Here is a 9,951-nt window from a genome sequence, read left to right on the forward strand (position 1 = left end):
CCGCCGAGCCATCGGGCTCGGCGGCGTGTCGTGCACCCACAGCGCGAGGGGGTTCAGGGGGTGGGGTCAGAGGCCCTGGGCGAGCTTGTAGTACACCTGGTTCCAGCGCACCTGGTCGGTGAACCCGCGCCGCGTGGTCGACTCGTCGATCACCAGCAGCTCGGTGCCGGCGATCTGGGCGAACACCTCGAAGGCCTCGATGCCGGCCGCGGTCGACATCACCGTGTGGTGCGCCCCGCCGGCGGTCAGCCAGGCCTCGGCCGACGTCGCGAAGTCCGGACGCGGCTTCCACACGGCACGGGCCACGGGCAGGTTCGGCAGCTCCGCGGTGGGCGGCACGACGTCGACCACGTTCGCGGTGAGGCGGAACCGGTCCCGCATGTCGGCCAGCGAGACGACGACGGCGTCCGAGGTCGCGTCCGCGTCGAAGACCATGCGCACGGGGTCCTCCTTGCCGCCGATGCCGAGCGGGTGGATCTCCACGCGGGGCTTCGACGTCGTCAGGGAGGGGCAGATCTCGAGCATGTGCGCGCCGAGGATGAGCTCGTTCCCCGGCGTGAGGTCGTACGTGTAGTCCTCCATGAGAGAGGCGCCACCGGGCAGGCCCTCACCCATGACCTTCGCGGCGCGGACCAGCACGGCCGTCTTCCAGTCGCCCTCCGCGCCGAAGCCGTACCCCTTGCTCATGAGGCGCTGCACCGCGATCCCGGGGAGCTGGCGCAGGTCGCCGAGGTCCTCGAAGTTCGTGGTGAAGGCCTTCGCCCCACGCTCGACGAGGAACGCCTCCATGGCGATCTCCTGGCGTGCGGCGTACCGCAGCGACTCGTGCCGCTCACCGCCCGCGCGCAGCTCCGGCGCCACGTCGTAGAGCTCCTCGTACTCCGCCACCAGCGCGTCGACGGCGCCGTCCGAGACCTCGGCGACGGCGGCGACGAGCTCGTTGACGCCCCAGGTGTTGACCGAGACCCCGAACTGCAGCTCGGCCTCGGTCTTGTCGCCCTCGGTGACGCCCACGTTGCGCATGTTGTCGCCGAACCGGACGAGCGTGAGCTCGTGCGTGGCGGCCCAGCCGGCGGCGCCGCGGACCCAGGTGCCGACGCGGCGCTGCACGGCCGGGTTCGACACGTGCCCCACCACCGTGGTCCGCGCGACGCCGAGACGGGACAGCATGTACCCGTACTCCCGGTCGCCGTGCGCGGCCTGGTTGAGGTTCATGAAGTCCATGTCGATCTCGGACCAGGGCAGCTCGACGTTCGCCTGCGTGTGCAGGTGCAGCAGCGGCTTGCGCAGCGCGTCCAGCCCGGCGATCCACATCTTCGCGGGGCTGAAGGTGTGCATCCAGGTGATGACGCCGAGCACGGCGTCGTCGCTGTTGGCGTCGAGCATCGCGCGGCGGATCGAGCCGGAGTCCTTCAGGACGGGCTTCCAGACCACCTTCACCGGGACGTCGCCGGAGGCGTCCAGCGCCTCGGCGACCTCACGGGACTGCTGCGCGACCTGCTCCAGGGTCTCCGGTCCGTACAGGTCCTGGCTGCCGGTGAGGAACCAGACCTCGCGGTCGCCGTAGGGCTTGCTCATGTGCTTCCTTTCAGAGGGTCGGACGAGGGCCGACGTCGGCCCGCATCGGGTCAGCGCTGGCCGTAGACGTTCTGGTAGCGGTCGTACAGCGAGTCGACGTGCTCCTGCGCGATCGGCAGCGGCTCGCCGAGCTGGCGGGCGACGTGCACCGCGCGGGCGACCTCCTCGCACAGCACGGCGGCCTTGACAGCCGCCTTGGCATCGGACCCGATGGTGAACGGGCCGTGGTTCTGCATGAGCACGGCCTTCGAGCGGGAGCCCCGCAGCGTCTCGACGATGCCGCGGCCGATCGAGTCGTCACCGATGATCGCGAACGGGCCCACGGGGACGGGGCCGCCGAACTCGTCGGCCATCATCGTCAGCACGCACGGGATCTCCTCGCCGCGCGCCGCCCACGCCGTCGCGTACGTGGAGTGCGTGTGCACCACGCCGCCCACCTCGGGCATGTGCTGGTAGACGTAGGCGTGGGCGGCGGTGTCCGACGACGGCGCACGCTCGCCCTCGACCAGCGCGCCCTCCAGGTCGCACACCACCATCGCGTCCGGCGTGATGTCGTCGTAGGACAGCCCGGAGGGCTTGATGACGAGGAGGTCGTCGGCGCCCCCGGCACCTCCGGACGGGTTGCGCACCCGCTCGGAGACGTTACCGGCGGTCCACACGACGAGCTCCCAGCGAGGCAGCTCGGCGTGCAGCGCCGCGACCTTCTCCTTGGCGGCGTCGACGGCGGCCCGCAGGTGGTCGGGCACCTCGGTGATCGGCATCGGGATCGTTCTCCGTTCGGTCGGGACGGCGCTACAGCGCCTCGGTGGCGGCACGCTCGACCGCGAGGCCGGCGGTGTACCGCTCCAGGTAGGTGGTGAATCCGGCCAGGTCGTCGGCGTCGGGCTCGGCGACCTCCAGCTCGGCGTCGGCGAAGACCCGCGTGCCGAGGTAGTCGGCGAGGGACTCCGCGCCGTCCCCGGCGTCGGTGGCCGCGCGCGCGTAGGCCGCCAGGACGGCGATGCCCCAGGCGCCGCCCTCCCCCGCCGTGCGGCCGACGGCGACGGGTGCGCCGACGGCGGCGGCGAGCAGCCGCTGCGCCACGCCCTCGGTCCGGAACACGCCGCCGTGGGCGAACATCGTGTCGATGGCGACGCCCTCGCCGTGCAGCACGCGCATCCCGAGCGCCAGCGTGCCGAACGCGCCGTAGATCTGCGCCCGCATGAAGTTCGCGAGCGTGAGGCGGCTGCCGGGCGTCCGGACGACGAGTGGCCGGCCCTCGTCGAGGCCCGTGATCGGCTCCCCGGCGAGGTAGTTGTACGCGAGCAGACCGCCGCCGTCGGGCTCACCGTCGAGAGCCGCCCGGAAGAGGGCGCCGAAGACCTCGTCGGCACCGCCGTCGTGCCCGAGCGCGGCGGCGAGCTCGCCGAACATCCCGGCCCAGGCGTCGAGCTCGCTGGCACCGTTGTTGCAGTGCACCATCGCGACGAGGTCACCGGCGGGGGTGGTGACCAGGTCGAGCTCGTGGTGCACGCTCGTGAGCGGCTCCTCGAGGACGACCATCGCGAAGACGGAGGTACCGGCGCTGATGTTGCCGGTGCGCGGAGCCACCGCGTTCGTGGCGACCATGCCCGTCCCGGCGTCGCCCTCGGGCGGGCAGAGCAGGATCCCGGGCTCGAGGGTGCCGGTCGGGTCGAGCAGCGCGGCGCCCTCGGGGGTGAGCCGCCCGGCGTCCGCTCCCGCGGGCAGCACCGCGGGCAGGAGACCCTCGACCTGCAACCCGGGGCGCTTGGCGGCGACCAGGTGCCGGAACTGGCCCAGCATCCGCTGGTCGTAGTCCCGCGTGGCGGGGTCGATGGGGAACATGCCGGACGCGTCGCCGACGCCGAGCACGTGCCGGCCGGTCAGGGCCCGATGCACGTGGCCGGCCAGGGTGGTGAACGAGGCGATCTGCGGCACGTGGGGCTCGTCGTCGAGGATCGCCTGGTAGAGGTGGGCGATCGACCACCGCAGCGGGACGTTGTGGCCGAACAGCTCGGAGAGCTCGGCGGCGGCAGGTCCGGTGCTGGTGTTGCGCCAGGTGCGGAACGGCACGAGCAGGTCGCCGGCGGCGTCGAACGGCAGGTAGCCGTGCATCATCGCGGAGACCCCGAGCCCGGCGTAGGTGGTGGGCCGGACGCCGTAGCGTTCCTCGACGTCGGCCACGAGCGCCGCGTAGGCGCCCTGCAGCCCGGCGTGCACCGCGTCGAGCGAGTACGTCCACACGCCGTCGACGAGCTCGTTCTCCCAGGCGTGGTTCCCGGCGGCGACCGGCACGTGGTCCGGGCCGACGAGACAGGCCTTGATGTTCGTCGAGCCGAGCTCGATCCCGAGCGTCGTCCGCCCGGCTGTGATGGCGTCCCGCACGGTCGCCTGGTCCTGCAGCGTCATCGCCGTGTTCACTCCTTGGTTCGGGTCAGCATGATGTTAGCGCTCACATGGCGCGAGATCCAAGCCGCACGTGGCGGGCCTGGGCCGCGCGCTCACCGAGGGGGCGCCGTGGACGAGCGCACCACGAGCTCCGGCTGGATCCGCTCCACGGCCACCTCGTCGCCGGCCAGCGACGCGAGCACCATCGCGACGCACCGGGCACCGAGCGCGGCGAACGGCTGGCGCACCGTGGTGAGCGGCGGCACGAAGTAGGCGGCGCCCGCCATGTCGTCGAACCCGACCACCGAGACGTCGTCCGGCACGCCGAGGTTGCGCTCCCACAGCGCCCGTAGGATCCCCAGGGCGAGCTGGTCGTTCCCCGCGAGCACCGCCGTCGGGCCCTCCCCCGCCACGACCGCCTCCGCCAGGGCCTGGCCCGCGCGATAGCCGTCCTCGGCCGACCACGAGCAGGTCCGCGGCCGGGTCGCCTCGACCCCGTGCGCCTCCAGCGCCTCGCGCCAGCCCGCGGCACGCTCGCGCGCGTCGAACCAGTCCTGCGGTCCCGCGACGTGCACCACGTCGGCGTGGCCCAGGCCGAGCAGGTGCTCCGTCGCCGCCCGGGCGCCCGCACGCTGGTCCACCGCCGCCGACATCGTGGCCGACGCCGGACCTCCCGGCTCGCGCCCCGCCGTCGTCTCCTCGAGGGCCGCCACGACCACCACCGGCACCGGTGCGCGGAACGACTCGACCGCCGCGGCCACGTCGTCGTGCGGCGCGATGACGACGATGCCGTCCACCCCCTGAGCCATGAAGTGCTCGAGCGCCTCGTGCATCGACGTCGTGTCGTACGCGCGCAACGTCGCGACCGACACGAAGTAGCCCTTGTCCCGCGCCGCCTCCTCCACGGCGATGAGCGTGCTCGTCGGCCCGAAGAGCGCAGAGCCCGTCGTCACCACGCCCAGCGTGGCCGAGCGGGACGTCACCAGAGCACGTGCCGCGCTGTTGCGCCGGTAGCCGAGCTGCTCGATCGCGGCCTGCACCCGTTCGCGCGTCTCACCGCGGACGCTCGGGTGACCGTTGAGGACCCGCGAGACGGTCTGGTGCGATACGTGGGCGACGGCCGCGACGTCCGCCATCGACGGACGCCTGGCCCGGCGCGCCTCCTGGCCGGTCACGGGCGGTCGGCGGAGGAACCCGCGGCGTCCTCGTCCACCTGCTGCGCGTCGACCGCGTGCAGCACCCGCCGCAGATAGGTCATGGTGAGCTGACCGGCGGCCTCGTCGTACTGCGCCTCGTAGCCGTGCTTGGTGTACAGCGCGAGGTTGTGCTTGGAGTCCTTGCCGGTGAACGCCCAGATCTCGGTGACCTGCTCGGGCAGGTAGTTGAGGATCGCGAACATCAGCGTGGTGCCCAGGCCCTTGCCCTGCTGGTCCGGGGCCACCGCCAGCCGGCCCAGCGTCGCCTTCGGGCCCTCCACCTCGACGCGGATCGACCCGACGAGCCGGTGGCCCTCCCACGCGCCGATCGTCACGATGTCCTCGCGCGCCATGTCCTCGCGCAGCTCCGTGAGCGTCTGCGTCAGCGGCGGGATGTGCGGGTCGTCGTACAGCTGCGCCTCGGAGACGAACGCCGCACGCCGCAGCGTCAGCAGCTCGCCGGCCTGGTCGTCGGCGACCAGGGCGATCCGGGTGGACTTGTCGGGTGCTGCGGTGCCGCCCGCGGCGCCGTCCGGGACGGCGGTCGTGTCGCTCATGGCCCCATCGTGGCAGACCGTGGGCGACAATGGCGTGCGTGACGACACAGCCGACCCCTCCGACGACCACCGGCTCGCGCCCGGGCCGCCCCACCGAGTGGGTCCTGACGATGTCCTGCCCGGACCGCCCCGGCATCGTGCACGCCGTGAGCGGGATGCTCGCCGCGCACGACGGGAACATCACCGAGTCGCAGCAGTTCGGCAACCCCGGGTCCGGCACCTTCTTCATGCGCGTCCAGGTCGAGTCGCACGCCTCGCGCGAGGAGCTGGAGGCCGCGATGTCCGACGTCGCGGCAGGCTTCGAGATGACCTGGACCCTCGACGTCGTGGGTCGCCCCGTGCGGACGCTCGTCATGGTGTCCCGCGCCGCCCACTGCCTGGTCGACCTGCTCTACCGCGAGCGGGACCAGGGCATGCCGATCGAGGTCGTCGGGGTGGTGGGCAACCACCGCGACCTGGAGGACATCGCGGCGTTCTACGGCAAGCCGTTCCACCACGTGCCCGTCACCCAGGACACCAAGGCCGCGGCCGAGGACCGGCTGCGGCAGCTCGTCGACGAGCTCGACGTCGAGCTCGTGGTGCTGGCCCGGTACATGCAGATCCTGTCGGACCAGCTGTGCCGTGACCTGTCCGGGCAGGTCATCAACATCCACCACTCGTTCCTGCCGTCGTTCAAGGGTGCACGGCCCTACGCGCAGGCGCACGAGCGGGGCGTGAAGCTGATCGGCGCCACGTCGCACTACGTGACGGGCGACCTCGACGAGGGCCCGATCATCGAGCAGGACGTCGAGCGGGTCGACCACTCTCGGGCCGTCACCGACCTCGTCGCGCTCGGCGAGGACGTCGAGCGACGCACCCTCGCCCGCGCCGTGCGGTGGCACGCCGAGCACCGCGTGCTGCTCGACGGCCACCGCACGGTCGTCTTCCACTGACGCCGACGGGTCCGGGCGTCAGCCGACGGTGATCTCGTCGTCGGTGTAGTAGCCGCTGTCCACCAGGACCTCATCGATGTCACCGCGGTTGACGGTCGAGACACCGAGCAGGTAGGTCGGCACCATCTTCACCCCGTTGTCGTACGTCTCGGTGTCGTTGACCTCGGGCTCCCCGCCCTCCAGGTAGGCGAGCGCGGCCGCGACCGCGGCATCGGCCAGCAGGCGCGTGTCCTTGAACACCGTGGAGTACTGCATCTTCTCGCGGATGAGCTTGACCGAGGCGGCCTCCGCGTCCTGACCGGTCACGACGGGCATCCCGTCGGCGATCTTCGGGCCCAGACCGTCCAGCGCGAGCGCGGTGATGGCACCCCGCGAGACGCCGTCGTACGGCGAGAGGACCCCGTCCAGCTCGGTGCCGTCGGCGTAGAACTGCGCGAGCAGGCTCTCCATCCGGTCCTGGGCCAGGTCCTTGGACCAGCGCCACGTCTCGGCCGCGACGATCTCGGTCTGGCCCGACGGCACCTTGACGACGCCGTCCTCGAGGTACGGCGCGAGCGTGTCCATCGCGCCTTCCCAGAACATGTGCGCGTTGTTGTCGTCGAGCGAACCGGCGAACAGCTCGATGTTGTACGGGCCCTCGTCACCGGTGGGCTCGCCGTCGTCGTCGACGACGCCGATGCCCTGCAGCAGCGACGTGGCCTGGGCGACGCCGACGGCGTAGTTGTCGAACGTGACGTAGTGGTCGACGCCGTCGCTCTCGAGAAGCAGCCGGTCGTACGCAATGACCGGGATGTCCTGCGCCGCGGCAGCCTTGAGCTGGTCACCCAGACCGGCGCCGTCGACGGCCGCGATGATCAGCAGCTCGGCACCGCCGTCGATCATCGCCTGCACCTGGTCGGCCTGCTTGAAGCCGGCGGTGTCGTCGCCCGCGTATCGCAGGTCCACGTCGTAGCCCGCCTCCTCGAGCCCGGCCGCGAGCGTCTGGCCGTCAGAGATCCAGCGCTCGGACGTCTCGGTCGGCATCGCCACACCGATCGTGCCCGCCCCGCTGGGGGCCTCCTCCTCGTCGGCCCCGCAACCCGACAGGACGAGCGCAGCGGCCGTCCCCACGACGGCAGCGCCCGCTGCCAGTCGTCGATTCATCGCGTTCCTCCGTTTCAGTCCGCCGTACCACGTGCGGACTCCGTGTCTCGATCGCACGCCGTGCGGCGTGCGTTGATCACATCGATCGGTCAGGCAGCCCCGGTGATCGCGGCCAGGATGGACTCGTGGCTCGCGGAGGCGGGGAACGACCCGTTGTTGCGCCCGTGCCGCATCACCTCGATGCGGTCCGAGACGGCCCGGACGTCGTTGAGATTGTGGCTGATGAGGATCACCCCGAGCCCCATCTCCCGCAGTCGCTCGATGTGCGTGAGCACCTCGGCCGTCTGCGCCACGGAGAGCGCCGCCGTCGGCTCGTCGAGCACGACGATACGCGGCTCGCCGATCAGCGTCCGCGCGATGGCCACTGCCTGGCGCTGCCCCGCGGAGAGGCTGCGCAACGGTGTGCGCACCGACGGGATGCGAACCGTCAGGTGCTCCAGGAGGCGGCGTGTGTCGACCTCCATCTGCCCGTCACGGAGCATGCCGGCCCGGCCACGGATCTCCTGTCCGAGGAATACGTTGGCCGTGACGTCGAGGTTCTCGCACACCGCGAGGTCCTGGAAGACGCTGGCCACACCGAGGGCGTTGGCGGCAGAGGGCGAGTGGATCGTCACCGGCCTCCCCTCGATCTCGACCTGGCCCGCGTCCGGTGTGAGCACACCCGCCACGACCTTGGCGAGCGTCGACTTGCCTGCGCCGTTGTCACCGACCAGGGCGACGACCTCGTGGGAGTACACCTCGAGGTCGATGCCCACGAGCGCCTCGACGGCACCGAAGTTCTTGCTCACCTCACGCAGCGCGAGCAGGGGCGAGCGCCGGCGCGTGCCGTCGGTCGGCGGCGTCATCGTCCCGCTCCCTCGTCGTCGGTGCTGTCGGGTCGCTCGAACAGGTCGGTGCTCTCCAGGGCGAGCGCGATCGCACCCTGGAGCTCGGCACGCAACCCTAGCGCGGCCGGCACCACGTCGGGACCACCTGACCGGCTCAGCACCGTGCGTCGTCGCAGGGCCTCGCGCAGCGGGGCGAGGAACACCTCGCCCGTCTCGGCCAGGTCCCCGCCGACGACGACGCGCTGCGGCCCCAGGCCGGTGGCGAGCGCCGCGACGACACCGCCGACGGTCGCGCCGGCGTCGGCCACGATCTCCCGGCAGCCCGGGTCGTCGTCCTTGGTCAGCCGGACGACGTCTCGCAACGTGAGATGCCCGTAGCTGGCATACAGCGGCTCCAGCAGGGCCGGGCCGCCGACGACGGTCTCGAGGCAGCCTCGGCTGCCGCAGGCGCAGATCCGGCCGGCGGGGTCGACCTGCACGTGACCGATCTCTCCGGCGGTGCCGTCCGCACCGCGGTGGACCCGGCCGTTCACCACGAGGCCCGCACCCACGCCCTGCGAGACGTTGACGTAGAGGAGGTCACGCAGCTCACGCCCGGCACCGAGCGTCGACTCGGCCAGCGCCCCGAGGTTGGCGTCGTTGTCCACGAAGACGGGGCGCGCGAGCCGCTTCTCCAGGACCTGGGCGATCTGGACGGAGTCCCAGCCCCGCAGCACGCCGCGCAGGCCGACCATGCCGGTGGCGGGGTTCACCGGGGCGGGCAGCCCCACGCCGATGCCGAGCAGCTCGCCCAGGTCCGCGCCGACCCGCTCCACCAGGTCCACGACGAGCAGCGCGACGCGGTCCAGGCTGGTGTCCGAGCGATGGTCGGCCGGCAGGGGCAGGATCTGCTCGGCGAGCACCTCGTGCGAGACGTCGGCGAGGGCGACCCGCAGGTGCCGGTAGCCGACGACGACGCCCGCCACCAGCCCGACACGGTGAGCGAGGGTCACCAGCTGCGCCCTGCGCCCCGAGCGGACGGTGCTGCGGACCTCGGCGATCTCGGCCGCCACGAGGTCCTTGACGATCGCCGAGACCGTCGCCGCCGAGAGCCCCGTCGCGCCGGCGAGCTCGACCTGGGTGAGGCCACCGTGCCTCTTCACCGCGTCCGCGACGCGGGCGCGGTTTGCCTCGCGCAGCGACGACTGAGATCCCGCCATCGGGTGCCGTCCCTTCACGATCCGGAGCGAATGGGGAAGCCGGACGGGGGGGGGGGGGGGCCCCCCCCCCCCCCCCCCCCCCGGCCCCCCCCGCCCCCCCCCCCGCGGGGCCGGGGGTGTTTCACCTGGAG

General features: G+C 72.3%; 9 protein-coding genes. 1 reads left to right on the forward strand and 8 read right to left on the reverse strand.

Translation table 11 applies throughout. The annotated features are described in order from the left end of the window. Window positions 1–66: 66 nt before the first annotated feature. From araA to ACH5HR_RS16695, 5 genes are all read right to left on the reverse strand, one after another. Window positions 67–1,578 (reverse strand): L-arabinose isomerase, encoded by a 1,512-nt coding sequence (gene araA / locus ACH5HR_RS16675; protein ID WP_416478957.1) that lies wholly within the window; start codon window positions 1,576–1,578, stop codon window positions 67–69. Between the two features lie 50 nt (window positions 1,579–1,628). After that, window positions 1,629–2,339, reverse strand: a complete 711-nt coding sequence (locus ACH5HR_RS16680) for an L-ribulose-5-phosphate 4-epimerase (RefSeq protein ID WP_402372268.1) — start codon at window positions 2,337–2,339, stop codon at window positions 1,629–1,631. A 31-nt stretch (window positions 2,340–2,370) separates the two neighbouring features. Further along, window positions 2,371–3,987 carry a xylulokinase gene (locus ACH5HR_RS16685; protein ID WP_416478959.1) on the reverse strand — a complete coding sequence of 539 codons (1,617 nt, stop codon included), beginning with the start codon at window positions 3,985–3,987 and terminating at the stop codon, window positions 2,371–2,373. Between the two features lie 92 nt (window positions 3,988–4,079). After that, entirely contained in the window at window positions 4,080–5,102 is a 1,023-nt protein-coding gene (locus ACH5HR_RS16690; protein WP_402372918.1) for a LacI family DNA-binding transcriptional regulator, read from the reverse strand. Window positions 5,103–5,137: 35 nt separating this feature from the next. Continuing rightward, window positions 5,138–5,719: a GNAT family N-acetyltransferase gene (locus tag ACH5HR_RS16695; RefSeq protein ID WP_402372270.1), complete on the reverse strand. Its 582-nt coding sequence runs from the start codon at window positions 5,717–5,719 to the stop codon at window positions 5,138–5,140. A 29-nt stretch (window positions 5,720–5,748) separates the two neighbouring features. Between ACH5HR_RS16695 and purU the strand changes: the two genes are divergently transcribed. Next, window positions 5,749–6,651 carry a formyltetrahydrofolate deformylase gene (gene purU / locus ACH5HR_RS16700; RefSeq protein WP_402372272.1) on the forward strand — a complete coding sequence of 301 codons (903 nt, stop codon included), beginning with the start codon at window positions 5,749–5,751 and terminating at the stop codon, window positions 6,649–6,651. Between the two features lie 18 nt (window positions 6,652–6,669). Here purU and ACH5HR_RS16705 read toward each other — a convergent pair whose 3' ends face one another. The 3 genes from ACH5HR_RS16705 to ACH5HR_RS16715 all read right to left on the reverse strand — a co-directional run bounded on the left by ACH5HR_RS16705 (window position 6,670) and on the right by ACH5HR_RS16715 (window position 9,820). After that, entirely contained in the window at window positions 6,670–7,794 is a 1,125-nt protein-coding gene (locus ACH5HR_RS16705; protein WP_402372274.1) for a substrate-binding domain-containing protein, read from the reverse strand. Between the two features lie 89 nt (window positions 7,795–7,883). Next, the gene (locus ACH5HR_RS16710) at window positions 7,884–8,639 is read right to left on the reverse strand and encodes an ATP-binding cassette domain-containing protein (RefSeq protein WP_402372276.1); all 756 of its coding nucleotides are present in this window, start codon (window positions 8,637–8,639) and stop codon (window positions 7,884–7,886) included. Further along, window positions 8,636–9,820, reverse strand: coding sequence for an ROK family transcriptional regulator (locus ACH5HR_RS16715; RefSeq protein ID WP_402372278.1), 1,185 nt, complete (start codon window positions 9,818–9,820; stop codon window positions 8,636–8,638). The genes ACH5HR_RS16710 and ACH5HR_RS16715 overlap by 4 nt, the downstream gene beginning before the upstream one ends. Window positions 9,821–9,951 lie beyond the last annotated feature (131 nt).

It is taken from the genome of Isoptericola maris, assembly GCF_048065335.1.
GTDB classification, from domain to species: Bacteria; Actinomycetota; Actinomycetes; order Actinomycetales; family Cellulomonadaceae; genus Isoptericola; species Isoptericola rhizosphaerae.

Bases quoted from the DNA above. Each gene is read 5' to 3' on its own strand.
- purU (WP_402372272.1), top strand. From the start codon at position 5,749: ATGGCGTGCGTGACGACACAGCCGACCCCTCCGACGACCACCGGCTCG.
- araA (WP_416478957.1), bottom strand. From the start codon at position 1,578: ATGAGCAAGCCCTACGGCGACCGCGAGGTCTGGTTCCTCACCGGCAGC.
- ACH5HR_RS16695 (WP_402372270.1), bottom strand. From the start codon at position 5,719: ATGAGCGACACGACCGCCGTCCCGGACGGCGCCGCGGGCGGCACCGCA.
- ACH5HR_RS16715 (WP_402372278.1), bottom strand. From the start codon at position 9,820: ATGGCGGGATCTCAGTCGTCGCTGCGCGAGGCAAACCGCGCCCGCGTC.
- ACH5HR_RS16690 (WP_402372918.1), bottom strand. From the start codon at position 5,102: ATGGCGGACGTCGCGGCCGTCGCCCACGTATCGCACCAGACCGTCTCG.
- ACH5HR_RS16705 (WP_402372274.1), bottom strand. From the start codon at position 7,794: ATGAATCGACGACTGGCAGCGGGCGCTGCCGTCGTGGGGACGGCCGCT.
- ACH5HR_RS16680 (WP_402372268.1), bottom strand. From the start codon at position 2,339: ATGCCGATCACCGAGGTGCCCGACCACCTGCGGGCCGCCGTCGACGCC.
- ACH5HR_RS16710 (WP_402372276.1), bottom strand. From the start codon at position 8,639: ATGACGCCGCCGACCGACGGCACGCGCCGGCGCTCGCCCCTGCTCGCG.
- ACH5HR_RS16685 (WP_416478959.1), bottom strand. From the start codon at position 3,987: ATGACGCTGCAGGACCAGGCGACCGTGCGGGACGCCATCACAGCCGGG.